General features: G+C 70.8%; 22 protein-coding genes and 1 riboswitch. Of the genes, 5 read left to right on the top strand and 17 right to left on the bottom strand.

From position 1 onward, the window contains the following. The first annotated feature begins 5 nt into the window (after window positions 1-5). Entirely contained in the window at window positions 6-1,922 is a 1,917-nt protein-coding gene (locus OG538_RS30740) for an AAA family ATPase (RefSeq protein WP_406098694.1), read from the top strand. Window positions 1,923-1,997: 75 nt separating this feature from the next. On the opposite strand, the gene OG538_RS30735 is transcribed toward OG538_RS30740, so the two are convergent. The 11 genes from OG538_RS30735 to OG538_RS30685 all read right to left on the bottom strand — a co-directional run bounded on the left by OG538_RS30735 (window position 1,998) and on the right by OG538_RS30685 (window position 12,888). Beyond that, window positions 1,998-3,095, bottom strand: a complete 1,098-nt coding sequence (locus OG538_RS30735) for a hemolysin family protein (protein WP_406098693.1) — start codon at window positions 3,093-3,095, stop codon at window positions 1,998-2,000. After that, window positions 3,092-4,462, bottom strand: coding sequence for a hemolysin family protein (locus tag OG538_RS30730; protein WP_406098692.1), 1,371 nt, complete (start codon window positions 4,460-4,462; stop codon window positions 3,092-3,094). Before OG538_RS30730 ends, OG538_RS30735 begins: the two co-directional genes overlap by 4 nt. Window positions 4,463-4,646: 184 nt before the next feature. Beyond that, window positions 4,647-5,099 carry a PH domain-containing protein gene (locus OG538_RS30725; protein ID WP_406098691.1) on the bottom strand — a complete coding sequence of 151 codons (453 nt, stop codon included), beginning with the start codon at window positions 5,097-5,099 and terminating at the stop codon, window positions 4,647-4,649. Window positions 5,100-5,121: 22 nt separating this feature from the next. Beyond that, window positions 5,122-5,970, bottom strand: coding sequence for an ATP phosphoribosyltransferase (hisG, locus tag OG538_RS30720; RefSeq protein WP_406098690.1), 849 nt, complete (start codon window positions 5,968-5,970; stop codon window positions 5,122-5,124). A gap of 61 nt (window positions 5,971-6,031) precedes the next feature. After that, window positions 6,032-6,304, bottom strand: a complete 273-nt coding sequence (locus OG538_RS30715) for a phosphoribosyl-ATP diphosphatase (RefSeq protein WP_018551335.1) — start codon at window positions 6,302-6,304, stop codon at window positions 6,032-6,034. Window positions 6,305-6,339: 35 nt separating this feature from the next. Next, window positions 6,340-6,825, bottom strand: a complete 486-nt coding sequence (gene ribH / locus OG538_RS30710; protein ID WP_352123673.1) for a 6,7-dimethyl-8-ribityllumazine synthase — start codon at window positions 6,823-6,825, stop codon at window positions 6,340-6,342. A 45-nt stretch (window positions 6,826-6,870) separates the two neighbouring features. Further along, on the bottom strand, window positions 6,871-8,163 hold the full coding sequence (locus OG538_RS30705; protein ID WP_406098689.1) for a bifunctional 3,4-dihydroxy-2-butanone-4-phosphate synthase/GTP cyclohydrolase II: 1,293 nt from the start codon (window positions 8,161-8,163) through the stop codon (window positions 6,871-6,873). Beyond that, a complete protein-coding gene (locus OG538_RS30700) occupies window positions 8,160-8,804 on the bottom strand; it encodes a nicotinamide riboside transporter PnuC (protein ID WP_406098688.1) in 645 nt (214 codons plus the stop codon). Before OG538_RS30700 ends, OG538_RS30705 begins: the two co-directional genes overlap by 4 nt. Next, entirely contained in the window at window positions 8,801-9,418 is a 618-nt protein-coding gene (locus OG538_RS30695) for a riboflavin synthase (protein WP_406098687.1), read from the bottom strand. Before OG538_RS30695 ends, OG538_RS30700 begins: the two co-directional genes overlap by 4 nt. Further along, on the bottom strand, window positions 9,419-10,519 hold the full coding sequence (gene ribD, locus OG538_RS30690; protein WP_406098686.1) for a bifunctional diaminohydroxyphosphoribosylaminopyrimidine deaminase/5-amino-6-(5-phosphoribosylamino)uracil reductase RibD: 1,101 nt from the start codon (window positions 10,517-10,519) through the stop codon (window positions 9,419-9,421). A 155-nt stretch (window positions 10,520-10,674) separates the two neighbouring features. Beyond that, a riboswitch (FMN riboswitch) is annotated at window positions 10,675-10,805 on the bottom strand. Between the two features lie 904 nt (window positions 10,806-11,709). Then, entirely contained in the window at window positions 11,710-12,888 is a 1,179-nt protein-coding gene (locus OG538_RS30685) for an ROK family transcriptional regulator (RefSeq protein WP_406098685.1), read from the bottom strand. A gap of 146 nt (window positions 12,889-13,034) precedes the next feature. Between OG538_RS30685 and OG538_RS30680 the strand changes: the two genes are divergently transcribed. Continuing rightward, on the top strand, window positions 13,035-14,267 hold the full coding sequence (locus tag OG538_RS30680; RefSeq protein WP_406098684.1) for an MFS transporter: 1,233 nt from the start codon (window positions 13,035-13,037) through the stop codon (window positions 14,265-14,267). Window positions 14,268-14,407: 140 nt separating this feature from the next. After that, entirely contained in the window at window positions 14,408-15,802 is a 1,395-nt protein-coding gene (locus tag OG538_RS30675; protein WP_406098683.1) for a uracil-xanthine permease family protein, read from the top strand. 133 nt (window positions 15,803-15,935) lie between these two features. Here OG538_RS30675 and OG538_RS30670 read toward each other — a convergent pair whose 3' ends face one another. The 6 genes from OG538_RS30670 to OG538_RS30645 form a co-directional block, all read right to left on the bottom strand. Then, a complete protein-coding gene (locus OG538_RS30670; protein ID WP_406098682.1) occupies window positions 15,936-16,868 on the bottom strand; it encodes a GNAT family N-acetyltransferase in 933 nt (310 codons plus the stop codon). Further along, window positions 16,865-19,003, bottom strand: coding sequence for a peptidase C14 (locus OG538_RS30665; RefSeq protein WP_406098681.1), 2,139 nt, complete (start codon window positions 19,001-19,003; stop codon window positions 16,865-16,867). Before OG538_RS30665 ends, OG538_RS30670 begins: the two co-directional genes overlap by 4 nt. A 64-nt stretch (window positions 19,004-19,067) precedes the next feature. Further along, on the bottom strand, window positions 19,068-19,907 hold the full coding sequence (locus OG538_RS30660; RefSeq protein ID WP_406098680.1) for an SDR family NAD(P)-dependent oxidoreductase: 840 nt from the start codon (window positions 19,905-19,907) through the stop codon (window positions 19,068-19,070). Window positions 19,908-20,074: 167 nt separating this feature from the next. Continuing rightward, window positions 20,075-20,920, bottom strand: coding sequence for an amidohydrolase family protein (locus OG538_RS30655; protein ID WP_406098679.1), 846 nt, complete (start codon window positions 20,918-20,920; stop codon window positions 20,075-20,077). Beyond that, window positions 20,917-22,104 (bottom strand): mandelate racemase/muconate lactonizing enzyme family protein, encoded by a 1,188-nt coding sequence (locus tag OG538_RS30650; RefSeq protein WP_406098678.1) that lies wholly within the window; start codon window positions 22,102-22,104, stop codon window positions 20,917-20,919. Before OG538_RS30650 ends, OG538_RS30655 begins: the two co-directional genes overlap by 4 nt. Next, window positions 22,104-23,474, bottom strand: coding sequence for an aspartate aminotransferase family protein (locus OG538_RS30645; RefSeq protein ID WP_406098677.1), 1,371 nt, complete (start codon window positions 23,472-23,474; stop codon window positions 22,104-22,106). Before OG538_RS30645 ends, OG538_RS30650 begins: the two co-directional genes overlap by 1 nt. Window positions 23,475-23,764: 290 nt before the next feature. On the opposite strand from OG538_RS30645, the gene OG538_RS30640 reads away from it, so the two are divergent. Further along, entirely contained in the window at window positions 23,765-24,622 is an 858-nt protein-coding gene (locus OG538_RS30640; protein ID WP_406098676.1) for an IclR family transcriptional regulator, read from the top strand. A 208-nt stretch (window positions 24,623-24,830) separates the two neighbouring features. Further along, complete coding sequence (locus OG538_RS30635) at window positions 24,831-26,981, top strand: peptidase C14 (protein WP_406098675.1); 2,151 nt, start codon at window positions 24,831-24,833, stop codon at window positions 26,979-26,981. Window positions 26,982-26,994 lie beyond the last annotated feature (13 nt).

The following is a 26,994-nucleotide window of genomic DNA, read 5'->3' as shown; positions in this document are numbered from 1 at the left end:
ACCTGATGGACAGCGGGACGCAGGGCGCACAGGCCCCGGCCGACCTCGCGTGGCTGCGGGGCATGGACGCCTACACGATGGGCGCCTATCCGCAGGCCGAAGAGGAGTTCAGGGCCGCCGTGCGCCTCGATCCCGGTATGGCGGACGCCTGGCTCGGCCTCCACGCGCTGAGGATCGACACGACGACGGCGCTGCTGCAGATGTACCGCCACCGCGAGCGCTTCGGGGATCAGCGCGGGCGGCATCGTCGTACGCTCAACTCCTGGTACTGGCTCGGCTGGTGGGTGCAGCCGGTCCTGGAGAGCCCCCGCGACCTGCTGCTCGCGCACGCCTCGCACTGGCTGGACGGCCGCCATGTCCCGGAGCTCGACCGGGCGTTGGCCGGCCTGCCACCGGTGGACGCCGACCCGCAGGTCCGCTTCCTCCACGCCTGCCGCTCCTACCTCGTCAAGGACTGGGAGCAACTCGTACGTCACACCGAACAGTTGATCGAAGATCCGCTGCTGGGAATCGAGGCGGGCCTCTTCGGCGGGATGGCGCGGGTACGGCTGGAGATGTACGGGCAGGCCGAACCCCTGCTTGCCACCGCTCTCATGCGCTGCCGCAGTGAGCAGCCGCAGCGCAAGGAACTGCGCTATTGGCTGGCCCGCGCGCACGAAGGCACGGGCCGCAGCGCAGCCGCGCTGCCTCTGTACCGGGCGGTCCACCGGATCGACCCGGCGTTCATGGACACCTCGGCACGACTGGCCGCGATCGCGGACTACGACGGGCTGGACGGCTCCGAGGAGGCGTCCGGCCTGGCTGCCGTGTCGCTGACCGGTCTGGGAGCCGACGGCGCGTTCGCCGAGGCCCAGCCGGACGGCGACTCGCTGCTGGGCACCGATCTGGTGGACGGCAGGGAGCTGCGGCCGGGGGTCGAGGCGCAGGATCTGCCGGGCACCGGGGTGTCACCGCCGCCGGGCGGGGTCCGGCAGAGGACCGCGCTCCCCGGTCAGTCCGCGGCGCAGCCCTTCCCGGCCGGGCCCAGCGATCCCGTACTGCTGGCCGAGGCGCTGGCGGAGTTGGAGCGGATGGTCGGCCTGGAGCCGGTGAAGCGGCAGGTCAAGGCGTTGTCGGCGCAGCTGAACATGGCGCGGCTGCGGGCGGGCCAGGGCCTTCCCGTACAGCCGCCGAAGCGGCATTTCGTCTTCTCGGGGCCGTCCGGGACGGGCAAGACGACGGTGGCCCGGATTCTGGGCCGGGTGTTCTACGCGTTGGGCCTGCTCGGCGGGGACCATCTGGTCGAGGCCCAGCGGGCGGACCTGGTCGGCGAGTTCCTGGGCCAGACGGCGGTGAAGGCCAATGAGCTGATCGACTCGGCGCTGGGCGGGGTGCTCTTCGTCGACGAGGCCTACAGCCTCTCCAACACCGGGTACAGCAAGGGCGACGCGTACGGTGACGAGGCCCTGCAGGTCCTGCTCAAGCGCGCGGAGGACAACCGGGATCATCTCGTCGTCATCCTGGCGGGCTACCCGGAGGGCATGGACCGGCTGCTGTCCACCAATCCGGGGCTCTCCTCCCGCTTCACCACCCGGGTGGACTTCCCCAGCTACCGGCCGCTGGAGCTCACGTCCATCGGTGAGGTGCTGGCCGCGGAGAACGGGGACGCGTGGGACGAGGAGTCGCTGGAGGAGCTGCGGTCCATCAGTGGCCATGTCGTCGACCAGGGGTGGCTCGACGAGCTGGGCAACGGGCGCTTCCTGCGCACGCTGTACGAGAAGAGCTGCGCCTACCGCGATCTGCGGCTCTCCGGATACACGACGGTGCCGACGCGCGACGATCTGGCCACACTGCGCCTGCCGGATCTGATGCAGGCGTACGGCGAGGTGCTTTCCGGGCGGGGGCCGGTGGGCCGGGGCCGGCAGGAGCCTCCGGAGATGTGAGGCGGTCCCGTGCCCCTGCCGCCGGGAGCCAGGGCTCCCGGCGGCAGGGGGACGGTATGCGCCAAGGGCTGTCCCTCAGCCGACCATGGCGGACAGCTCGTCCGAGCCGGCCCGCCGTTCCTCTGTGCGGCGCGGTTCCGAGACGCGGTGGGCCGGGTCCCGTACCTCTCCGACCAGCATTTCCAGTACGTCCTCCATGGCGACGAGACCGAGCACGCGGCCCGACGCGTCGGCGACCTGCGCCAGATGCGTCGCCGCGCGTCGCATCACGGTCAGGGCGTCGTCCAGGGGCAGTTCGGCCCGCACGGTCGCCATCGGGCGCCACACGTGCTGCGGGACGGCCCGCTCACCGTCCTCCAGGTCGAGGACGTCCTTGACGTGCAGGTAACCCATGAACGGGCCGCCGCCCTCCGCGCAGACGGGGAAGCGCGAGTAGCCGGTCCGTACGGTGAGCTCCTCGATCCGGCGCGGAGTGACGGAGGGATCCACCGTCACCAGGTTCGCCCGGCGCAGGAGTACGTCGGTGACGGGTCTGCTGCCCAGCTCCAGGGCGTCCTCCAGCCGTTCCTGTGCCTCCGGCTCCAGGAGTCCGGCCTGCCCCGAGTCCTCGACGAGCCGGTTGAGCTGCTCGCTGGTGAAGACGGCCTCCACCTCGTCCTTCGGCTCGACACCGAAGAGCCTGAGCACCAGCCGGGCACAGGCGCCCAGCGCCGAGGTGACCGGACGGCAGAGACGGGCGAAGCCGACGAGGCCGGGGCTGAGCCACATCGAGGTCTTCTCGGGCGCCGCCATCGCCAGGTTCTTCGGGACCATCTCGCCGATCACGAGGTGGAGGAAGACGACGAAGACCAGCGCCAGCACGAAGCCCAGCGGATGGATCAGTCCTTCGGGCAGGTGCACCGTGTGGAAGACCGGCTCCAGCAGACGGGCGACGGTGGGTTCCGCGACGGCGCCGAGCGTCAGCGAGCAGACGGTGATGCCGAACTGGGCGGCCGCCATCATCTGCGGCAGGTTCTCCAGGCCGTACAGCACCTTGCGGGCCCGGCTCGACCCTGCTGCCGCAAGGGGTTCGATCTGGCTTCGGCGTACCGAGACGAGAGCGAACTCCGCTCCGACGAAGAAGCCGTTCGCCAGGACGAGGAGTCCCGCGAAGATCAACTGGATCAGGCTCACCGGGCAGCCTCCAGGACCCTGCGGGACGCCCGCGGCGCGTCGGCCGGTGCGGGCGACTCGGCCAGACGCACGAAGCGGACCTTCTCGGCCCGGTAGTGGCCGACCTGGCGGACGGCGATCCGCCAGCCGGGCAGTTCGGCCCGGTCGCCGGGGGCGGGGATCCGGCCGAGCAGGTCGGCGACCAGCCCGGCGACGGTCTCGTACGGGCCGTCGGGTACGTCAAGGCCTATCCGGCGCAGCGTCAGCACCCGGCAGCTGCCTTCGGCGTCCCAGGCGGGCCGGCCGTCCTCGGGGGCCGCGGCGGCGAGCTCGGGACGGTCGGCGCCTTCGGCGTCGTGCTCGTCCCGTACCTCGCCGACGAGCTCCTCGATGATGTCCTCCAGCGTGACGACACCGGCGGTGCCGCCGTACTCGTCGACCACGACGGCGATCGGCTGCTCGTTGCGCAGCCGCTGGAGCAGCTGCTCCACGGGCAGGGTCTCGGGCACCAGCAGCGGCGGCACCGCGATCCGGCCGGCCGGGGTGCGCAGACGCTCCTGGGCGGGAACGGCCAGTGCGTCCTTGAGGTGGATCATGCCGACGACCTCGTCGATGCGCTCCCGGTAGACGGGGAAGCGGGAGAGGCCGGTGGCACGGGTGAGGTTGAGGACGTCCTCCGCGGTCGCGGAGGACTGGAGGGCACTGACCTTCACGCGCGGGGTCATCACGTGCTGGGCGGTGAGCCCGGCGAGCGACAGGGTCCGCACGAAGAGGTCCGCGGTGTCCTGTTCGAGGGCGCCGGCCTCGGCCGAGTGCCGCGCGAGGGATACCAGCTCCCCCGGCGTCCGGGCGGACGCCAGCTCCTCGGCCGGTTCGACGCCCAGGAGCCGCACCAGCCGGTTGGCGGCGGTGTCCAGCAGGCCGATCACCGGGCGGAAGACCCGGGTGAAGCCCTGCTGGGGTCCGGCGACGAACCGCGCTACCTGGAGCGGCTTGGAGACCGCCCAGTTCTTCGGCACGAGCTCACCGATGACCATCTGGACGGCGGCCGCGAGCAGCATGCCGACGACCACGCTGATGCCGGGGACGGCGCCGTCGGGCAGACCGGTCAGGGAGAGAGGGCTTTCCAGCAGCTGGGCGAGTGCAGGCTCGGCCAGCATGCCGACCACCAGTGAGGTGATGGTGATGCCGAGCTGGGTGCCGGACAGCTGGAAGGAGAGTTCGCGCAGGGCGTCGACGACGGTTCGGGCCCGTCGGTCGCCCTCGGCGGCGGCGCGCTCGGCGTCCGCCCGTTCCACGGTGACGAGCCCGAATTCGGCTGCCACGAAGAACCCGTTGGCGAGGATGAGAAGGAATGCCGCACTGAGCAGCAGCAGGGGGGTGGTCATGCCGCCGCCTCCACAGAAGGGGCGGCGCAGGTACTACCGGACGATCCGTCCATTGCTGGAGGGAGTCACTCCTTGGGTCGCAGGAAAGCCCCGCGGGCCTCGGAGACCTCTGGTGCGGGGCGGGGCGCACAGGGCGCCGCCACTCTCCAGAGTAATCAACGAGAGGCCGTGCGGGGCAGGGGGCTCAGCCGATGTCCTTGCCGGTGCCGCGGTTCTCGGCGAGGGCACGGAGCACGCGGGCGTCGCGGATGGCCTGTTGCTTGGCGATTCCGGGCTGGATGCCGAGGGCGGGCATGCTGGTCCCGTCGCTGAGGTCGAGGAAGACCCACGGGTCGCCGGCCCGCAGGTTGACGCGGACGATCTCCGCCCAGGACAGCCGCCGGGTACGGGTGAGATTGACCACGGTCACCCCGCTGTCGTCCGCCACGATCTTGGGGCGGCTGAGCAGCGCCAGGACTCCGAAGAAGAGCAGCGCCGTGAAGACGAAGCTGGCCCGCTCTCCCCCGCTGAGCTGCTCCAGAGTGAAGGCGACGACGGTGATGACGGCGAACATCGCCGCCCCGACGCTCAGCAGGACCACCCGGGTGAGGGTGGGCCGGAAGGTGACCGGCAGGGCGGGGAGTGCGGGGGCTGGCATGCGCTTCTTCCGTCTCCGGCCGTCAGAGGCGGCAGGCGTGGATGGCCGTGGTGAGGATGGCGCGGGCGCCGAGGTCGTACAGGTCGTCCATGATCCGCTGCGCCTCCTTGGCGGCGACCATGGAGCGGACGGCGACCCAGCCCTCGTGGTGCAGCGGGGAGATGGTCGGCGACTCCAGGCCCGGGGTGAGGGCGACAGCGCGCTCCAGGTGCTCGACGCGGCAGTCGTAGTCCATCATCACGTAGCTGCGGGCCACCAGGACGCCCTGGAGCCGGCGCAGGAACTGCTGGACCTTGGGGTCGTCGTCCGGGGCGCCGGTGCGGCGGATGACGACCGCTTCCGACTTCATGATCGGTTCGCCGATGACTTCGAGTCCGGCGTTGCGCAGGCTGGTGCCGGTCTCGACGACGTCGGCGATGATCTGGGCGACACCGAGCTCGATGGCGGTCTCCACGGCACCGTCGAGGTGGACGACGGAGGCCTTCACACCGACCTCCGCGAGGTGCTTGGCGACGATGCCCTCGTAGGAGGTGGCGATCGTCAGACCGTCGAAGTCCTGCGGACCCGCGGCCGTGCCGGGCTTGGTGGCGTAGCGGAAGGTCGAACGGGCGAAGCCGAGCTGGAGGATCTCCTCGGAATCGGCGCCGCTGTCCAGCAGCAGGTCGCGCCCGGTGATGCCGATGTCGAGGCGCCCGGAGCTGACGTAGATCGCGATGTCGCGGGGACGCAGGTAGAAGAACTCGACCTGGTTCTCGGGGTCGACGAGTACGAGCTCCTTCGACTCCTTTCGCTGCTGGTACCCGGCCTCATGGAGCATCGCCATCGCAGGCCCTGAGAGTGAACCCTTGTTGGGGACGGCGATGCGCAGCATGAGGTCGGGTTTCCTTTGCGAAAGGGGTGACTGGAACGAACGGACGTGTGCGGGGTCGTGCTCAGAGGTGGGCGTAGACGTCGTCCAGGGAGATTCCGCGCGCGACCATCATCACCTGGACGTGGTAGAGCAGCTGCGAGATCTCCTCGGCGGCGGCGTCCTTGCTCTCGTGCTCGGCGGCCATCCAGACTTCGGCGGCCTCCTCGACGACCTTCTTGCCGATGGCATGCACGCCCTTGTCCACCAGTTCGGCGGTACGGGAGGTGGAGGGGTCGCCGTTGGCGGCCTTGAGCTTCAGCTCGGCGAAGAGCTCTTCGAAGGTTTTGTTCGCCATGATGTCCTCAAGAATAAGGGGTCCCGGACCCGCACTCAGCGCCAGGGTTCGCTGACCGAGCGCAGTGTGGTGGCGGTGGCGACGGCCGCGGTGACCGCTTCGTGCCCCTTGTCCTCGTTGGACCCGTCCAGGCCGGCCCGGTCGAGGGCCTGCTCCTCGGTGTCGCAGGTGAGGACACCGAAACCCACGGGGACACCGGTGTCGACCGCGACCTGGGTGAGGCCGTTGGTGACGCCGTGGGACACGTATTCGAAGTGCGGGGTACCGCCACGGATGATCACGCCGAGGGCGACGATCGCGTCGTAACCGCGGCCGGCCAGCACCTTGGCGACGACGGGGAGCTCGAAGCTGCCGGGGACCCGAAGGAGGGTCGGCTCGTCGATGCCCAGCTCGTGCAGCGCGCGCAGCGCGCCGTCGACGAGTCCGTCCATCACCTTCTCGTGCCACTGTGCCGCGATGACGGCGACGCGCAGGTCACCGCAGTTGCGTACGGACAGTTCGGGTGCGCCCTTGCCGCTCATGTCTCTCCTACAGCTCGTTCAACTGACGGGGTAATGGCCTGGTGGTTACTGGTTGCCGCACGTCGACGCGGTGGCGGCGTCGAGCCAGGGCAGGTCGTGACCCATGCGGTCACGCTTGGTACGCAGGTAGCGCAGGTTGTGCTCGCCGGCCTGGACGGGCATCGGTTCACGACCGGTGACGGCCAGACCGTGCCGCAGGATCGCGGCGGTCTTCTCGGGGTTGTTCGTCATGAGCCGCAGGCTGCGGACGCCGAGGTCCTTGAGGATCTGCGCACCGGCCGCGTAGTCCCGCGCGTCGGCGGGGAGGCCGAGCTCCAGATTGGCATCGAGGGTGTCGACGCCGCGCTCCTGGAGTTCGTACGCGCGCAGTTTGGACAGCAGTCCGATGCCGCGGCCCTCGTGGCCGCGCAGATAGACGACGACGCCGCGGCCCTCGTCCGTGATGCGCCGCATGGAGGCGTGCAGTTGGGGGCCGCAGTCGCAGCGCTGGGACTGGAAGATGTCGCCGGTCAGGCACTCGGAGTGGACCCGGACCAGGACGTCCTCGCCGTCGCCGATGTCTCCGTGGACGAGTGCGACGTGCTCGACGCCGTCCACGATGGAGCGGTAGCCGTACGCGGTGAAGGCGCCGAAGTTGGTGGGCAGCCGCACTTCCGCCTCACGGCGGACGGTCGGCTCGGAGGTACGGCGGTAGGCGATCAGGTCCTCGATGGAGATGATCGTCAGCCCGTGCTTGCGGGCGAACGGCACCAGTTGGGGCAGGCGCAGCATGACGCCGTCCTCCCCGGCGATCTCGACGATCGCCCCGGCGGGCCGGAGGCCGGCGAGCCGGGCCAGATCGACGGCGGCCTCGGTGTGGCCGTTGCGCACGAGTACCCCGCCGGAGCGGGCCCGCAACGGGAAGATGTGGCCGGGACGCACAAAGTCGGCGGGACCGGCCGCGCCGCCCGCGAGCAGGCGGAGCGTGGTGGCCCGGTCGGCGGCGGAGATGCCGGTGCTCACGCCGTGGGCGGCCGAGGCGTCGACGGAGACGGTGAAGGCGGTCTTCATCGACTCGGTGTTGTGGTCGACCATCTGCGGCAGTTCGAGGCGTTCGAGCTCGTCGTCCTCCATGGGCGCGCAGATGAGTCCGCGGCATTCACTCATCATGAAGGCGACGATCTCGGGCGTGGCCTTCTCGGCGGCGATGACGAGGTCGCCCTCGTTCTCCCGGTCCTCGTCGTCGACGACCACGACGGGCCGGCCGGCGGCGATGTCACGGATGGCCTGCTCGACGGGGTCGAGGGAGAGGTCCTCGGCTTCGTGATCGCGGTGCAACCAGGTGGGCTGGGCAGTCATGCCGTGGCTCCTTTCAGAGCGGGTGTCCGCGTCCGCAGCCACCAGTCGCGCATGCCCCACAGGACGAGGGCCCCGTAGACGACGTAGATGAGACCGGAGAAGGCGAGACCGCTGTGGAAGTTGAGCGGTACGCCGACCAGGTCGACGAGGAGCCAGGCGAACCAGAACTCGACCATGCCTCGGGCCTGGGCGAGCATCGCCACGAGGGTTCCGGCGAATATGTACGCGTCCGCCCACGGGCTCCAGGAGAGCGAGGGAAACGCGGTGAACAGGCCGCCGACCGCGAGGGTGCCGAGGGCGGCGCCGCCGAGCAGGTAGCCGCGCTCGCGCCAGGTGGCGAACCGTACGGCGATGGAGCCGTCCTGGGCCTGCTCCCGGCCGCGGGACCACTGCTGCCAGCCCCAGACGGCAACGGCGATGACCACGACCTGCTTGCCTACGCTGCCCGCCTGGTGGACGGAGACGTTGGCGGCGACCAGCACCGCGCCGGACAGGAGCTGGGCGGGCCAGGTCCAGATCGAGCGGAGCCAGCCCAGGGTCAGGGCGATCAGACCGATCGTGTTGCCGATCATGTCGGACCAGATGATGTGCTGCTCGAAGACGGTGAACGCCTCCGAGTTCAGCCAGTGCAGGGCGCTCACTTCGCCGACTCCCCTGGTTCCTGCGTGGAGTTGCCGAGCAGCCGCTCGACGTACTTCGCGATGACGTCCACCTCCAGGTTGACCGGGTCGCCGGGCTCCTTGATGCCGAGCGTGGTCAGGGCAAGGGTGGTGGGGATGAGGCTGATGGTGAAGTAGTCGGGGCCGGCGTCCACGACGGTCAGGCTCACTCCGTCGACCGTGATCGACCCTTTCTCCACGACGTAGCGGGTCAGGTCAGCCGGCAGGGAGATCTTCACGATCTCCCAGTTCTCGGAGATCGTGCGTTCGACGATGCGGCCCGTGCCGTCGACGTGGCCCTGGACGATGTGCCCGCCGAGCCGGCCGCCCAGTGCCATGGGACGCTCCAGGTTGACCCGGGAGCCGGTCGCCAGCGCACCGAGGCTGGAGCGGTTGAGCGTCTCGGCCATCACGTCGGCCGTGAACTCGTGCTCGCCGAGGTCGACGACGGTCAGGCAGACGCCGTTGACGGCGATCGAGTCGCCGTGCTTGGCGCCCTCGGTGACGACGGGACCGCGCAGGCGGAATCGTGAGGCGTCGTCGAGCTTCTCGACGGCGGTGACCTCACCCAGTTCTTCGACAATTCCGGTGAACACTCAGATTTCCTTCCGGGCGGGGCCGGGGACGGCGGTGATGCGCAGATCGGGGCCGATGCGAGCGGTGTCGGTCACATCGAGGCGCAACGCCTGCGCGATGGTGGAGATTCCGGCATCGGCCAGGGCCGCGGGGCCGGAGCCGAGGAGTACGGGGGCGAGGTAGCCGACGACCTTGTCGACCAGTCCTGCCGCGACGAAGGCGCCGGCCAGGGTCGGGCCGCCTTCCAGGAGTACGGAGCGGACGCCGCGTCCGTGGAGGGCGGAGAGGAGCGCGGAGAGGTCCAGTCCGGGACCGCCTGGCGCGCGCGGCAACCGCAGAACGGCCTCGTCGGGGAGGTGGCGGGCGTCGGCGCCCTCGGCGACCGCGACCACGGTGGGCGCGGAGGCGTCGAGGACCCGGGCGCCCGGCCGTACGGCGGTGGCACGCGTGTCCACGACGACCCTCAGGGGCTGGACGACTCCGTCGACGCCCCGGACACCGAGCTGGGGGTCGTCGGTGCGGGCGGTCCCCGAGCCGACCACGACGGCATCTGCTTCGGCGCGCAGCCGGTGGACATCGGCGCGGGACTCGGCGGAGGTGATCCAGCGGCTGGTGGCGTCGGCGGCCGCGATCCGGCCGTCCAGGGTCGCCGCATACTTCCAGGTCACGTGGGGCCGCCCGAGACGCACCGAGGTCAGCCATGCGGCGTTGACCGCTTCGGCCTCCTCGGCGAGCAGGCCCTGCTCGGCTGTGATCCCGGCGGCGCGCAGGGTGTCCGCACCACCGGTGGCCTGCGGGTTCGGGTCGCCGACCGCGTACACGACACGGGCGATTCCGGCCTCGACGAGAGCCTGCGCGCAGGGGCCGGTGCGGCCGGTGTGGTTGCAGGGTTCGAGGGTGACGTAGGCGGTGCCGCCACGGGCCTTCGCACCCGCCGCACGCAGCGCGTGGACCTCGGCGTGCGGCCCTCCGGCGCGCTGGTGGAAGCCCTCACCGACGGGGTGCCCCGTCGCGTCGAGGACGACGCATCCGACGACCGGATTCGGGCTGGTGGAGCCGAGACCACGGGCGGCGAGCGTGATGGCTCGGCGCATGGCGGTCGTGTCGGCTGCGGTGTCCACCGGGTCCTCCTGCCTCTTCGGGCACGGACTCCGGGGCCTGTCGATGACGACAGATGAAGCGGGACGCGGAACTGGGACGCCGAATGCCCGAAAAACGGATGGATCGGTCGCCCGAAAACCATCCGCCGACGGCGGCGTACCCGCGAAACGGCCCGCCGCGCACTGCCTCCCATCCGGACTTTAACCGTCGGTCCAGGAATCTCACCTGGTCAACCGGCCGCTGGATGCGGACGGGTCGCGGACTATAACCGCCGGTTCGGAATTGCACCGACCCCGGAGTGCGCTGCTGCTGGTACACGATCAGTGTGCCACGAGCGGCGGTGACCCATACGGGTGAACGCTGTGGAGTGGCTCACAAACGGGCTGTGACAAGGGCGTTTTCGGACGCGGATGGGGGGGGCGGGGGTGTGTTTGCTCGGGGGTCCGTCCTCAATCGCCGGACGGGCTCGATGGTGCGGGTCCTCCGTGGGGTGTGCCGTTGTCCGGGGTGCGGGTTCCCTGTGGGGTGCGGGTCCCTGCGGGTGCGCCGTTGTCCGGGGTGCGGGTGCCCCACGGGGTGCGCCGTTGTCCGGGTGCGGGGTTCCGTCCTCAATCGCCGGACGGGCTTGAGTGGTGCGGGTTGCTCCGCGGGGTGCGCCACGTCGGGTGGGTGGGGGTGGTGCCCCTCCGGGCAGACTCCTCAAAAATGGCGTGTGCACCCGGTCACGCGGAGGACCCGGGTCGTACGCCATTTCTTGCGGGGACTGCCCTGCACGGCCCCACCCTGCATCACTCGCGAGTGCACACCGGCCGTACGACTGCCGCAGACGCACGGCGGCCGGGTCCGGGGCCGTGCAGGGGAGTCCCCGCAGGACGACGAACATCGACCCGGGTCCGCTGCGTACCCGCCGAACGTTCGTCGTCTGAGGAGACGCCCCGGAGGGGCCACGGACCCCCACCACCAGGCCGAAGCGCCCCTGCGGGGCACCCGCACCCCACCAAGCCCGTCCGGCGATTGAGGACGGAACCCCCCACCCCGGACCGGGCGCACCCCGCAGGGGACCCCACACCAAGCCCGTCCGGCGATTGAGGACAGAACCCCCCGCCCCGGAACCCCGCGCGCCCGCCCGGCCGAGGGCCCCGCCCCGACCGGGGCGCAGCCAAAAGCCCGGCGCAACGCCCCGCAGGGGCACCCGCACGAGCAGAAACCCTCACACCGCCGGGGCGAACAACGCGTCCTGGGCTGCCTCACGGGCGGAAAGCAGGGCGCCGCGCAGGACCGCGGTGCCGCCCAGCCGGCCGGCTCTGACTTCGGTGCGCAGCGGGGACATCCTGGCCAGCCGGTCCTCGACCCTGGCCGCCAGCGCCTCGCCGCCCGCATGGCCGACCTCACCCGCCAGCAGGACACAGCCCGGGTCGAGGACCGAGGCGACGGCGGCGACGCCGAGGGCGAGGCGGTCGGCGAGGGTGTTGAGGAAGGTCTCACTGTCGCCCTCCCCCGCCAGCGCCGCGCGGACGGCGACCGCGGCGCCGGGCTCCTGTTCCCCGGCCGGTGCGGTGATGCCGTGGGCGGCGGCCAGTTCGACGATCGACGCCGAGCCCACGAGGGAGTGGAAGCCGCCGTCGCAGTTGACGGCGGAAGGGATACCGATCGTGCCGGGCACCGGCAGGAAGCCGATCTCCCCCGCACCGCCCGAGGCGCCGCGGCGCAGCTTCCCGTCCAGCATCACGGCCGCCCCGACGCCGTGGCCCAGCCAGAGCAGGACGAAGGTTTCATGGTCCTGGGCGGCTCCGACACGATGTTCGGCGACGGCGGCGAGATTGGTCTCGTTCTCCACGAGCACGGTCGCGGGCAAGTGTTGCTGAAGCGCCCGGACCAGTCGGCGATGCCAGGCGGGCAGACCCGTGGTGTCGCGCAACTCACCGGTGACCGGATCGATCAGGCCGGGGGCGCCGACGCCGACGCTGTGCAGCGGTGCCGGGCCGGCTGTGCGTGCGGTGCGTTCCAGGAGGGCGACGGCCTGTTCCACGGCGTCGTCGGCGGCCGTATCGCTCCCGATCGGCAGGGTCGCCTCGGCGAGGGTCACGCCCAGCAGGTCGGAGACGACCACGGCGACGCTGTCGGTGCGTACGTCGAGACCGGCCAGATGGGCACGGTCGGCCACGATGCCGTAGAGCCGGGCATTGGGTCCGCGGCGGTCGGCCCCGGCCTCGCCGACCACCTGGATCAGGCCCGCGCCCTGCAGCCGGTCGACCAGGTCCGCGACAGTGGGCCGGGAGAGCCCGGTCAGGGTCTTCAACTGGGTGGCCGTCAGCGGGCCGTCCTGCTGGAGGAGGCGCAGGGCGAGCCGGTCGTTGATGGCCCGGGCGGTGCTCGGTGATGCGGGCATGCCGGGATCCTTCCAGATCACCGCTGCGGCGAGGACCGTGCGGTCTATTTATCAGGCAGGGTTCCTGATAGTTTACTCCCCGCATCGTGACGGACGACGCCGGGGAGCGTCGCGAACAGAGGATTCCCAGGGGAGGGCACGGCGGCATGACGACGGATTCCACGGCTACGGTCTTCGGAGTACAAGAGGTGAGGCGGGCCAGGTATGCCGTCGCCGCGGTCTTCACCGCGCACGGGGCGGTGACCGGCAGCTTCGCCACCCGGGTGCCCTGGATCCAGGACCATGCCGGGGTCAGCGCCGGACAGCTCGGCATCGCCCTGGCCTTCCCCGCGATCGGCGCCTCGCTCGCGATGCCGCTCGCCGGAACGGTCAGTCACCGTTTCGGCGCCAGGACCGCGCTGCGCGGGCTGCTGGCCATGTGGACCCTGGCTCTGATCCTGCCCTCCCTGGCCCCGAACCTGCTGACGCTGTGCGCGGCGCTGTTCGTGTACGGGGCGTCGGCGGGCATGTCGGACGTGGCCATGAACGCGCTCGGCGTCGAGGTGGAGAACCGCCTGGACAAGTCGATCATGTCCGGGTTGCACGGGATGTGGAGCGTCGGGGCCCTCATCGGTTCGGCGGCGGGCACCGTCGCCGCGCATCTGGGGGCCGATGCCCGGCTGCACCACATGATCGCCGCCCTCGTCCTCACGGCCCTGGGCCTCATCGCCTGTCAGCGGGTGCTGGACCTGCGCAGCGAACCGGACGAGGAGCCGCCGCCGCGCTTCGCCCTGCCGCCGAAGTCGGCGCTGATCATCGGCGCCGTCGGCTTCTGCGCGGTCTTCGCCGAGGGCGCCAGCCTGGACTGGTCGGCGGTCTACCTGCGTGACGTGCTGGACAGTTCGGCGGGGCTGGCAGCCGCTTCGACGACCGCGTTCGCCCTGACCATGGCCGTCGCCCGGATCGCCGGCGACCGGATCGTCGACCGCTTCGGTGCGGTACGGACGGTGCGGACCGGCGGCGTCCTCGCGACGGCCGGCGGGGTCATGGTGGTCACCGCCCCGAACGCGGCCCTGGCGATGTCCGGGTTCGGACTGATGGGGCTCGGCATCGCCGTGGTCGTGCCGCTCGCCTTCGCGGCGGCCGGGCGCAGCGGCCCGAATCCGAGCCAGGCGATCGCGGGCGTCGCGACGATCACGTACACCTCGGGGCTCATCGCCCCCTCGGCCATCGGCTCCCTGGCAGAGGCCACCTCGCTCGTCGTCTCGTTCGGCGTGGTGTCGGTGCTGGCGTTCGGACTGGTGCTCGGCGCCGGGGTGCTGCGGGCGGGCGACCGCAAGTCCGTGGCGTCCCCGGACGCAGGCGTCCCGGGCGAGCCGGCGGCCGCACCGCGCCCCTGAAGTGCGGCGGACCGACCGGCAGGCGCGGAGCCCGGCCGAAAGGGCGTCCCGTTCCGGCACTAGCATGGCGCTGATCTTTTCCGCGGTGGCGCCGTGCCCGACGAGGCACCGGCCTCCGCATCAACACACAGGGAGCAACCATGGGCGGCCTCGGCGTGCGCTGGACCTTGCACGGCGACGGGAAGACACCCGCACCGGGCGCGGTGGTCCGCCCGGACGAGCGGCTCTCCTGGCCCCGGACGTTCGGGCTCGGTGCCCAGCACGTGGTCGCCATGTTCGGCGCGTCGTTCGTCGCCCCGGTCCTCATGGGCCTGGACCCGAACCTGGCGATCATGATGTCGGGTGTCGCCACGGCCATCTTCCTGCTGGCGACACGCGGTCAGGTGCCGAGCTACCTGGGCTGCTCGCTCTCCTTCGTCGGCGTCGCCGCGACGATCCGGGCCAGTGGCGGCAGCAGCGCCGTCGTCACCGGCGCGGTGCTCGTCGTCGGCGCGGTGCTCTTCCTCGCCGGTCTCGCGGTGCAGCGGTTCGGCGCGCGGATCATCCACGCGGCCATGCCGCCGGTGGTGACCGGCGCCGTCGTCATGCTGATCGGGTTCAACCTGGCACCGGTGACCGCATCGACGTACTGGCCGCAGGACCAGTGGACCGCCCTGCTCGTGATGCTGTTCACCGGTCTGGCCGTGGTCTGTCTGCGCGGTTTCTTCTCCCGTATCGCGATCTTCCTCGGTCTCGTCTTCGGTTACGTCCTGTCCTGGGTCCTGGACCGCGTCTTCGGGAAGATCCACTCGCCCGCCGGCGGCACCGAGGCCGTGGACCACTGGCGGCTGGACCTGTCGGGGGTGGGCAAGGCCGACTGGGTCGGGCTGCCGTCGTTCCATGCCCCGAGTTTCGAGTGGTCGGCGATCCTGGTCGCGCTGCCCGTCGTCATCGCGCTGATCGCCGAGAACGCCGGTCATGTGAAGGCCGTCGGCGAGATGACCGGCCGTTCCCTGGACGGCAAGCTGGGGACCGCCATCGCCGCGGACGGCGCCGCCTCGATGCTGTCGACCGCCGTGGGCGGCCCGCCGAACACGACGTACTCCGAGAACATCGGAGTGATGGCCGCGACGCGGGTGTACTCCACCGCCGCCTACTGGGCCGCCGCCTGCTTCGCGCTGCTGTTCGGCCTGTGCCCGAAGTTCGGTGCGGTCGTCGCCGCCATCCCCGGCGGGGTACTCGGCGGCATCACCGTGATCCTCTACGGCATGATCGGCCTGCTCGGCGCCCAGATCTGGCTCAACGCCAAGGTCGATCTGCGCAATCCGCTGAATCTGGTGCCGGCCGCCGCGGGCATCATCATCGGCGTCGGCGGGGTCAGTCTGAAGATCTCCGACAACTTCGAGCTCAGCGGGATCGCGCTCGGCACCATCGTGGTGATCACCGGCTATCACGTGCTGCGGGCGTTCGCCCCGGCTCACCTGAAGACGCAGGAGCCCCTGCTGGACTCCGGCACGTCCGAATACGACAAGGAGCCGCCGGCCTCCGGGTCCTGACCTTCCCGTGCCCGGGGCGCCCGGTGGGCGTCATCGGGGGTGAGCGACGCCGTCGCGCCGTTGCAGCCGCCGGAATCGACCCGCACACCCCCACTGCGGACCTCGTGATCGGGATGCCATGTGCTCGGCCCCCTCAGAAGCAGTCGCCGTACCAGTGGACTGCGCCGGGCGCCGTGACCGTGGAACGCACGGACGCGGCCGTGGCGCGCAACGGCTTGGCCATCCCCGTGTGTTCCGTCACCTGCCGGGCATCGCTCAGCAGGGCGGGAAGGGCAGCCGCCACTTCCGGGGCGTCGGGGATGCGGACCCGTGCCCGGGTCAGCCCCGCCGCCCGGGCGCGTGAACCGACGGCGCAGAGCAGGGCCCCCAGGCAGTCGATCGCGCCCGCGAACTCGCGCACCTCCACGCAGTCCCCCGCGTGCTGCGCCACGATCCAGCCGGTGACCGCGCCGGAGACGGGGTCCACGGCCACGAGCGATGGCTCGGCGGGGCCGTACCAGGCGGTCACCCGCACCGCCCAGTCACCGGGTTCGCGCAGCGAGGTGAGCGGCCGGCTCACGTTGTACGCGTGGTGCAGGGCTGCCACCTCCCCGGTGTCCTCCGGGGTCGCGCCGCGCACCGGAAAGGCGGCGGGGGCGGCCGAGGGGGCGACCACCCCCTCGGTGTACGTGCTCTCGAACTCCTTCCAGCCCGAGCTCCGGTACACGCCGGGTGTGCCGGTGAACAGCAGGGACCATGCGCACTGTTCGGCGGTCATGGTGCGCTCCGCCGCCGCGAGCAGCAGCCTGATCAGCCCCCTCCCCCGGGCCTCGGGGCGGGTGGCCACGCTGCCGATGCCGCCGACGCGCTGCGGGGTGCCCGTCGCGTCACGGATCAGCCTCGGTACGTAGACGACGACCGCGTCGATCCCGTCCCCCTCGGCGTTCTCGGCGACGAAGGTGTGGCGGTGGCGTTCCGGATCGAGGGCGTGCAGGTCGGAGAGGTGCGGGGCGGCGAAGCAGCGCTTCCACAGGGCGGCCAGGGCGGGATCGTCGGCGGGCGACGCCGTGCGGACGACAGCGCTCACAGGACGAGGTTCCCGCCCGTGCGCACCGTGTCCCCCGCGGGCGGCATCGCGCTGCGCCGCGTGCCGTCCTCGACGCAGGCGGTGTGCAGGGCCGACCGGATTGCGTCGGGGGCGAGGTGAAGGGTGCCGCCGGTGAAGCGGCTGCCCGTGGCCGCGTAGCGGTTCGTGCCCTCGGCGATGCGGATGTGCGCGGTGTCGGCCCCCGCGGCCGTGCTGCTGAGACCGTTGATGTCCCAGGTCGCCTCCCCCGGTCCCGCCGCGCGGCCGAGCAGGGCCTTGGCCTTGTTGCTGCCCGTGAACCGGGCGCCTGCGGTCACGGTGATCCGCTGGTCGCGCACGCCGCTGAGCTCGATGCCTGTGTTCTCGTACGTACCGCCGACGATCCGCACGTCCGCGGAACCGACGGAGAGCGGGGCCGCGTCCGCGGTGCCGGTGACCGTGCAGTCGGTGAAGCGGACGGGGCCCGCACCGCGCAGGATCACGCCGTCGACGCCCCGGAACGTGCAGCGTACGAAGTGGACCGGTGTGGTGACCGGCGTCTGTACGAGGACCGCGCCGGCGGGCGGTTCGAAGGAGCAGTCGCTGACGGTGGTCGGCCGGCCGGAGCGGGCGGAGCGCTGGGCGACGGCGAAGGTCTTCGCGGTGCAGCCGCGCACCTGGGCGCCGTCGGCGTTCACGGTGAGGGTGCCCGCCTGGTCGAAGGTGGGGCGAGCGATCACCGTGATGTCCTCCAGGGTCAGATCCGTGATCTTCGTGTTCGCGGTGAACCAGGAACACACGTGTCTGCGTACGGTGATCCGCTTGGCGGAGATGCCCCACTGCGAACCGGAGTTGGCGATGTCCATCAGTCCCGAGTTGCCGTCGAACAGCAGGTCGTGCTCGTACTGGCCATGGGTGGTGAAGGGGTTGCCGCCCGCGTCGTCGCCGTCGCCGTGGCAGTTCACCACGGTGCAGTAGGCGGAGGCGGTGAGGTCGTTGAGGTGACGCACATTGCTGGTCGTGCAGTCGGCGACGCGTCCGTACAGGCAGTAGATCTGCTGGGTGAGGTAGCCCGCGCCGCCGTACTCGACCGTGGGCGGGTTCTTCAGCGAGCAGTCCTCGGTGCGGAAGCGGGTGCACCAGCGGCGCATGATGACCGGCCAGAAGGTGCCGGTGGCGTGAATGCCCGAGACGTCGCAGCCGACGGCGTACTCGAAGCTGACGGGGTGGGAGCCGGTGTACTCGTCGGGTCCCGCGCCTTCGAAGACCATGTTGCGGACGTGGGTGTTGCGGACGGGCTCGATCCGGGTCCAGGTGAGGGTCCGGCCTGCGGCGAGCTCCCAGCCGTTGAGGTAGCCGATCCTGATGTGGTCCGCGTCGATGATCTCGGTGATCTCGACCAGTTTCTGCAGCTCGCGCTCGTCACCGCCGCCGCCCGCCACGGGGTCGACCTGCACGGCCCACCACTGGCCGACCTCGAACGCCTTGGCGTCGGGGACCGGGAAGGTGTCCGTGAGTTCGATGACCGTGGCGGAGAGCGTGTGCCGGACTGTGGTGTCGGTGGGGGTGCCGCGGAAGGAGAGGACGGCGCCGAAGGGGTTGTCGTGGGTGTTCTTCTCGATGTCTTCGGTGTGGATGTGGTGTCCGCCGAAGTCGAGTTCGATGTCGGAGCGGCTGAACAGGTGGCGTTTGGTGAAGTGGAGGTCGGTGTGGGCTTCGATGCGGTGGACGCTGTGGTCGTTGATCATGGCGTCGAGTGCGGTGTCGGCGGGGGTGCCGGCGTCGAAGTGGCCGAAGGTGCGGAAGTCGAGGGTGCCGGTGTGGAGTTGGTGCCAGCGGCCGGTGTTGGTCGTTTCGTCGGGGGTGATGACGGTGCCGCCGTTGTGCGGGGCGGTGGATGTCTTGTCCCAGCGCAGGGCCATGGTGCCGCCGTCGCCGGGGGTGCGGTAGCCGGCGACGAGGGCCTGGGTGCCGTCGTCGAGGGGCTTGGTGTTCAGGGCGCGCAGGGCGGCGACCGTGTCCAGGCGCAGGAGCCCGCCGGAGTGAGCGGGGGCGGCCTGCGCGGTACCGGCGGCGACGGCCGAACCGGCCACGACCAGACCGGCCAGACCCGAAGCCCGCAGCACGTTGCGGCGGGACGAAGCATTGACGGACATGACGGAGGCACTCCTCGCGTTGTCGATGCGTGCTCGGTGGAGACCGACTGCCGGTCGGTCGCGGTCAGATCGTGGTGCGGTACGGCGGCATGAAGCGCATCCGCGGCATCTGGTCGGCCAGCACTCCCCCGTCGACGACGAGCCGTGCCCCCGTGATGTACGCCCCGGCGTCCGAGGCGAGCAGCAGCAGTGCGCCCACGCAGTCCTCGGGCTGCGCGTACCTGCCGAGCGGGATGCGCTCGCGGTACGCGGACTCGAAGGCCTTCCGGTCGAAGGGGAACTCATCGTCGATGGGGGTCTCGACCATGCCGGGGGCGAGGGTGTTGGCGGTGATGCCGTGCGGGGCGAGCTCGACGGCCAGGGTCTCCGTGAGCAGCTGGGCCGCGGCCTTGGAGGCGTTGTAGTGGGCCAGGCCGGCCTCCGCCACCAGGGCGTTCTTCGAGGTGATGGTGATGATGCGGCCTGCGACGGCGTCGGCCGTCATGTGCTCGGCGATGCGCTGGCTGAGGAAGAACACGGCGTCGACGTTGACCCGCATGATGTGCGACCAACTGGCCGGGGTGATCTCGTTGAAGCGCTCCAGGGCCGCCGTGCCCGCGTTGTTGACCAGGATGTGCAGCGGCCCGGCCTCGGCGCGCACGGTGTCGACCAAGCCTGCCAGCGCCTCGGTGTCCGCGAGGTCCTGTCCGTACGTGCGGCAGCACCGGCCCAGGGCCTCGACCGCCGCCGCGGTCTCGGCGACGCCCTCGGCTCCGGGCAGGTCGACCAGGATCAGATCGGCGCCCGCCTCGGCGAGCCCGACGGCGAAGGACCGGCCGAGGCCCCGCGCGGCCCCGGTGACGACCGCGGTGCGGCCGGTCAGGTCGAAGCGGTCGGTGCCGCGGGGCGGGACGGCTGCGGTCATCGCGGGATTCCTTCGGACGAGGAGGGACGAGGAGGGACGACAGAGCGAGTGGTGGGCCGCCGCGCAGGAACACAACAGGGCGGAAGCACGGCGGCCCGGCTACGGACCGGCAACCGGCACCGGGGGTGGCCCGGGCGCCGGTCCGCAGATCGGGGGGAGCGGCCCGGTCAGCCGTTCAGGCCGAGGAGATCGAGTGAGGGCCGGTGGATGATCTCCTCGACAGCGTCCGCGTCGAGCGGCGGCAGTCCGGGAATGCCGGGGATCCGGGCGATCTCCCGCAGCCCCTTCACGGAGTCGTCGACGGTCGTGAACGGGTAGTCGCTGCCGAACAGCACCTTGTGGAAGACCCCGTAGTCCTGGACCAGCCGGAGGCTGTGCCAGAGCTGGAACGGCCGGTAGTGCAGGGCGCTGAGGTCGGCGTACACATGCGGGTGCTTGCGAATGACCGCGATGCACTCGCCCTCGAAGGGGTGGCCGAGGTGGGCGAGGACCATCCGCAGTTCCGGGTGGCGGATGGCGACGGCGTCCAGGTGCCGGGGCATCGCCCACTCCAGCGGTGCGCTGGAGACGAAAGTGGTGCCGGTGTGGACCAGGAGCGGAAGCCCGTTCCGTTCCGCGTACGTGTACAGCTCGTCGTACTCCTCGGCAGCCGGGTCGAAGCCCGCGTACATCGGCATCAGCTTGATGCCGCGCAGGCCGAGTTCCTGGTGGCCGTAGCGGAGTTCGTCCTGCCAGCCGGGCTGGGTGGGGTCGAGCGAGAGGTAGCCGATCAGCCGGTCGGGATGTGCTCCGGCGTACGAGGCCACCGCGGCGTCGTCGACCCAGAGCCCGCTGCGGCGGGCCTTGCCGCCGACGACGATCGTGCGGGTGGACTCGGGGGCGGTGGCCGCGTACTCCTCCCACTTCACCGTGAGGTCGACCTCGCCCGCGTGGGCGCGGGCGGAGTCGGACATGAACGGGTCGGTGAAGTCGTGGCTGTGGCGGAAGAGGTGCGAGTGGACGTCGACGATCATGTGCGGTTCCGCTTCTCCCAGCCGTCCGCGAACATGTTCCAGAAGCGGTGGCTGGGCGGGTGTTCCTCGAAGACCTCGTCGACGAGCTCGACGCCGAGCCCCGGGGCGGTCGGCAGGCCGATGCGGCCGTCTTCCATCGGCAGGGTGCCCTTGAGGGCGTCGAAGACGAAAGGCTCCAGGAGCCCGTCGAAGGTTTCGAGGATCTTGAAGTTGGGGATTCCGAGCGCCGCGTGCACCGAGACGGTGGTGCAGAGCGGGGAGTTGGAGTTGTGCGGGGCCACGAGCATGCCGTGGGTGTCCGCGATCGCGGCCAGCTTCCGTACCTCGGTGAAGCCGCCGGCCATGGAGAGGTCGGGCTGGATGATGTCGACGGCGTTGGTCGCGAAGAGCTGCTTGTACTCGTAGCGGTTGTGGAAGTGCTCGCCGCCGGAGATGGGGAAGGTGGCGCGCTGCCGCAGTTCCGCGTACCGCTCGATGTGGGTCCAGGGCATCGGCTCCTCGAACCAGCCGATGTCGAAGGGCTCCAGCTCCCGTACGAGACGGGCGGCGGTCGGCATGGCGAAGCGGGCGTGGCCTTCGATGAAGAGGTCGATGTCGGGCCCGATCGCCTCGCGGACCGCGGCGACGAGGTCGACGGAGCGGCGCAGTTCGGCGCGCTCCAGCTCGTGCAGGCCGGGGCCGAAGGGGTCGAACTTGAGGGCGGTGTAGCCCTTGGCCACGGTCTCCTTCGCCTTGGCGGCGAAGGTCCCGGGCTCGCGTTCGCCGGTGTACCAGCCGTTGGCGTACACCCGGACGTCGTCACGGCACGCGCCGCCGGTCAGCCGGTACGCGGGAACGCCGAGCGCCTTGCCCATCAGGTCGTACATCGCCTGGTCGAGACCGGACAGGGCGATGCCGCCGATGTCGCCGCCGCGCAGGAAGTCGCCCTGGTAGACGCGGAGCCAGAGCTCCTCGATGTCGAAGGGGTCGGCGCCGATCAGGTGCCGACCGGCCAGTGCCTCGGTGAGGGCGCAGACCTCGCTCACGCGGTAGGGGTGGGTGATCTCGCCGATGCCGGTCAGGCCCTCGTCGGTGTGGACCCTGACGTAGCCGAAGTCGCGCCAGGAGGTGCCGAGCATCAGTGTCTCGACTCGGGTGATCCGTCCGGCGGGGCCGGCGGGGCGGGTGCGGTTGACGGTCAGCATCAGCGGGTCGCTCCACCCATGGTCGAGGTGTTCTCCAGGTCCCGGGCGCCGCCGTCGGCGAGGACGGCCCTGACCGCGGCCTCGGTGCCCTCGATCAGGCGGTCCACGTCGGCGTCGGAGTGCGCGTAGCTGATGTGGCTGCGCTTGAGGTTGAGCGGCAGCTCGAACAGGCCGTGGTCGAGGAGTTTTCGGCGGTAGCCGACGAACAGGGAGGCGTCGTTGCTCAGCAGGTCCGCGTACGTGCGAGGAGCCTCGCCCGGCATGAAGTAACTGACGAACACGGAGCCGTAGCCCGTGACGACGGCGGGGACGCCGAGGCACTCGTAGAGGCCGGACAATTCGGCGCGGACACGGTCGCCGAGCCGGAAGACGTGGTCGTGGACCGGTTCCTCGCGCAGCTTGCGCAAGGTGGCGAGTGCGGCCGCGACGACGGACGGGTGACCGTTGTACGTGCCGGCGAAGAAGGCGGGGGCCCCGGGACGGGTGGAGAACAGGTCCATCAGGTCGGCACGGCCGCCGATCGCACCGACGGGTGCGCCGTTGGCGATGGCCTTGCCGAGGGTGGTGAGGTCGGGGGTGACGCCGGAGATCTTCTGCCAGCCACCGATGTCGTGGCGGAAGCCGGTGATGACCTCGTCGAAGATCAGGACGCTGCCCGCCTTGGTGGTCTCCTCGCGCAGCGTGGTGAGGAACTCCTGGTACGGCAGGAGCGCGCCGACGTTGTGCGGGACGGGCTCGACGATGACGGCGGCGATGTCGGAGCCGTGCTCGGCGAAGGTGCGCCGGACGGCCTCGCTGTCGTTGAACGGCAGGACGAGCGTGGCTTCGAGGACCTCGGGCAGAATGCCGGTCGAGATCGGGTCGTGGCCGCCGACCTTCGAAGGATCCGAGATGACGTTGAGGCTGACCGCGTCGTGCCAGCCGTGGTAGCAGCCCTGGAACTTGACGACCAGGCGGCGGCCGGTGGCGGCGCGGGAGACGCGCAGCGCGTGGAACGTGGCCTCGCTGCCGGTGCTGGTGAGCAGCACCTTCTCGATCGAGGGGATCAGCTCGGTGAGCTGCTCGGCGAGGAGGACCTCGCCCTCGGTGACGCCGACGCCCATGTGGCCCAGCGTCGCGCCGGCCTCGGCGGTGGCCCGGGCCACGTCGGGGTCGTTGTGGCCGAGCAGCGGCGGGCCGAAAGCCGAGTGGAAGTCGGTGTACTCGCGTCCGTCGGCGGTACGGAACCGTGCGCCGTCGGTCCCGGTGACGACCAGGTCGGTCAGTCCGGGAACGCTGCGCTGACCGCTGTTCACGCCGCCGGGTACGACCTGGCGGGCGCGCTCGGCGAGTCGGGCTCCGGATTCGTTGCCTACCGGGCCTGAGCTCATGGTGCTTGCTCCTTGCGTCGAAAGTCGTCGGTTTTCGCGGGCCCTGCCCGGCCCGTGAGTCCCTGGCGCCATCCGCCCGGCAGTCGCCGCAGGAAGAGGGGTGATCCGTGGTGCTCGGTAGTGCGTCTCGCATTTTCAGAACGCTGTTCTGTAGAGCAGAACAGTGCCTGGATATTACGTCCGCCCCCAAAGCCGGTCAACCCCCTCCCGCTCCATAAAGGCACCGTTGACGGGGCATTGTTGAATCGGAGGTGCCCTCCGCACGACCGAAGGCACTACCCTGTTCTGCTATGACGAACAGTTCTGCCCCAGAAGAGCCGAAGTACTGGGTCAAGAGCGTGGCCAGGGCGGCGGACATCCTCGAAGCACTCGCCGCTCCCTCGCAGGGGAACGGCCTGAGTGTCACCGAGGTCGGCCAGGCCTGCTCCATCTCCAAGAGCGCCGCCTTCGGCATGCTCCAGACCCTGCGTGCGTACGGCCTCGTCTCGGACGACGGTGAGGGCATGAACCGCCGCTACCGGCTCGGCATGAGCCTGGCCCGGCTGGGCGACCGCGCCAGGTCCCAGGTCTCCCTGCGCGGCGTCGCCCACCCCGTCCTGCGCGATCTCACCCGGGGCACCGGCATGGCGTCCCGGCTCGCCGTGCCCGAGGACGGCCACGCGGTCGTGGTGGACCAGGTCGAGCTCGACCAGCGCGTCCGGCTCGATCTGCGGATGGGCCAGCGCGAGCTGCCGCACTGCACGGGCCTGGGCAAGGCGCTGCTGTCCGCGATGCCGCAGAGCGAGGCCGCCTCGGTCATCGAACGGTTCGGGCTGCCCCGGCGCACGTCGCGCACGATCACCGATCCGGCGACGTTCCTGTCCCACCTGCGCGACATCGCCCGGGTCGGCTACGCCCTGGACGACGAGGAGGACGCCGAGGGCATCATCTGCATCGGCGCACCGGTCTTCGACGACCGGTCGGTGTGCGCGGGGGCCGTCTCCATCACTGGTCTCAAGCTCGGCCTGCCGGCCTGGCGCTACCAGGAACTGGGCGGCCAGGTCCGGGACGCGGCCCGCCGGATCAGCGTCTCGCTGGGCTGGGTCGAGGACCCGGACCCCGACGCCCCGGACCCCGACACATCACATTCCGACGGAATCGGGTCTTGACCGATCGACTTCACCCGCCGTAGGTTCCCTGCCAACCGAGGTGACTTTCCACCGTCACCGACGATTTACCCCTTCCGGTCCGCTTCCGGCGCCTGCCCATCGCGCCGTGAACATCCGAGGACCGAACCCTTTTCAGCCATCCGCCCCATGGCAGTCCACCGCAGGAACGCTTCCTCACTCGTCGCACTTCTCGGAAGGCGAAGTCCGCATGAGCGTTCCGCACCACAGCACCCCTGCATCGTCCCGCCGGAATCTTCTGCGGGCTTCGGGTCTGGCCGGTCTGGTCGTGGCCGGTTCGGCCGTCGCCGCCGGTACCGCGCAGGCCGCCCCCGCTCACTCCGGCGGGCTCCTGCGCCTGGACACGGTAGCCGCCCTGCGCGCCCTGAACACCAAGCCCCTCGACGACGGCACCCAGGCCCTCGTCGCCGGCTACCGCACCCCCGGCGACGGCGGCACCATGGCCCTGCGCTGGGACAAGACATCCACCGCCCCGCACAACGGCGGCACCGTCATCACCCCCGACGAAACGACCAACACCGGCCGCTGGCACCAACTCCACACCGGCACCCTCGACTTCCGCACCTTCGGCCACTTCGACGCCGGCACCCCCGCCGACACCGCACTCGACGCCATGATCAACGACCACAGCGTCCACCGCATCGAAGCCCACACCGACCTCCACTTCACCAAACGCCACCTGTTCAGCCGCTCCGACATCGAACTCGACTTCGGCGGACACCACATCCACACCGAAGACATCGAGAAGAACACCCACGACAACCCCTTCGGCGCCGTCCTCTCCTTCCGCGGCACCCCCACCGACACCACCGTCGAACACAGTCTGAGCACGGCGATGCCGGACCTCTCGGACGTATTCGAGGTCGGCGACTCGGCGAAGTTCGCCGTCGGCCAGTGGTGGGCCGTGGAAGTCGACGCCCTGGCGGGGAAGTACGAGAAGGAGATCCAGCGCCTGGTCCAGGTCACCGAGGTCGTCGACGCGGCGCACATCCGGGTCAACTACCAGATCGGCTGGGACCTGGCCGCCGGCCGCACCCTGACCTGGACCCGGATCGAGCCCGTCGAGCGCGCCCACGTACGGAACATGATCTTCGAGGGCTGGGGCGAGGACGAGATGACCGGCTCGCACCCGGTCGCGTACGAGTACGCGGTGCGCTGCGACGTCTCCGGGATCGAGGCCGTCGGCACCTTCTGGCCGGTGGTGATGCGCCGCTGGTGCACGTACTACCGCACCGAGCAGTGCTCGCTCACCAACCCGAAGTCCGTCACCTACGGCGGCGCGGGCTACCTCACCCAGCAGATCTACTGCCTGTACGGGCACGTGGAGGACTGTCACACCTCCAACGCCCGTCACCTCAACGACTTCACGGCATCCGCCTACTGCTATGTCACCAACTGCCACGGCGACGGTGACGACGAGGGCCCGTTCGTGACGCACGGCCAGTTCGAGCACGACCTCGTCTACACCGGCAACTCGGGCCTCATGACCTTCGCCAACTCGGGTGCGGCCTGGGGCGGCAGGGCCAAGCGCATCACCGTACGGCGGCACGCCTGCTCCTGGTTCGTGGCCCGCGTCAAGATCACCGATCTGACGCTGGAGGACGTCCTGGTCATCGGCAAGAAGTCCCTGGCCGGCTCCGGGATGCTCTGGGTCAACGCGGACGGGGTGCAGATGCGGGGCTGTACGGCCACCGGTCCGCTGATCGTGTCCCGGGCCTCGGATCTCTCCGCCCGCCCCAATGTCATCGCGGACTCCTCGTTCGCCTTCGCGGCGGGTGCGGAGATCACCCAGGCCAACGTCACCGCCCCGCTCACCCTCCGGCGCACCACGCTGAAGGGTGTCGACGCGGCGGTGTTCAACGGCACCGGGCCACTCGTCGTCGACCAGTGCACGCTGACCGGCTCCAAGGACACCGCCCCGGTCTCGCTCACCCACGCCGACATCACCGTCCTGGGCGGCGAACTGCAGGACACCGGGCCGAAGTTGACCTCGGCCAAGGACCAACGCCTCCGCATCGACGGAACGCGCCTGCGCGGCACCAACAAGGACGGCGCCCTCCTGGCCCGTACCGGTTCCGGACGCACCGTCGACTGGCAGCTCAGCGGCCTCGACTCGGCCCCCGCCGAGGGCACCGCCCACGTGCTGCTCACCGAGGGCACCAACCGCTACCGGGCAACCGGCTGCACCTTCACCGGCGGCCGGCTCGAACTGCGGCCCGCGGCCTTCGGCGGCGCCGGTCATCTGCTGCACACCGGCTGCGTCGAGGACGGCACCGAGCGCACCGCGGTGCCGGAGGAGGGCGACCGTGTCGCCCACACCGCGGCCACGCTCCGCTTCTGACCACATCCCCCTT

It is taken from the genome of Streptomyces sp. NBC_01013 (assembly GCF_045162765.1).
Lineage (GTDB): Bacteria > Actinomycetota > Actinomycetes > Streptomycetales > Streptomycetaceae > Streptomyces.
Note: the sequence above shows the minus strand (reverse complement) of the source record. Positions and strands in the feature narration are given on the sequence as shown.